The 253-nt window shown below is 71.9% G+C and carries 1 protein-coding gene; it reads left to right on the top strand.

Annotated elements, in window-relative coordinates:
- Positions 1 to 253, top strand: a 253-nt coding sequence (locus tag VJI93_RS09080) for a hypothetical protein (protein WP_324009371.1), incomplete at both ends; no start/stop codon positions are given.

The following is a 253-nucleotide window of genomic DNA, read 5'->3' as shown; positions in this document are numbered from 1 at the left end:
CGCACCGCATCCCGGCACGCTGCGCCGCTGGGTCCGGCTGAACGACCGCAGCGGGCTCGACCCGTTCGGCGAACTCGTCGGCATCGGCGACACGCTGCCCCCGGGATCGCTGCGCGCGACCGAGCGCCCCGGACCGATCAGCTCGATCAACTGGTCGTTCACGCTGCTGACCGACGCACCGCAGACCCGCGACGGCTGGTGGCTGCTCGAAACCGCGTCGAACGGGATGGCCCACGGCTTCAGCAGCGAGACG

Origin of the sequence: Parvimonas sp. M20 (genome assembly GCF_035282425.1) — a bacterium.
Lineage (GTDB): Bacteria > Bacillota > Clostridia > Tissierellales > Peptoniphilaceae > Parvimonas.
Note: the sequence above shows the minus strand (reverse complement) of the source record. Positions and strands in the feature narration are given on the sequence as shown.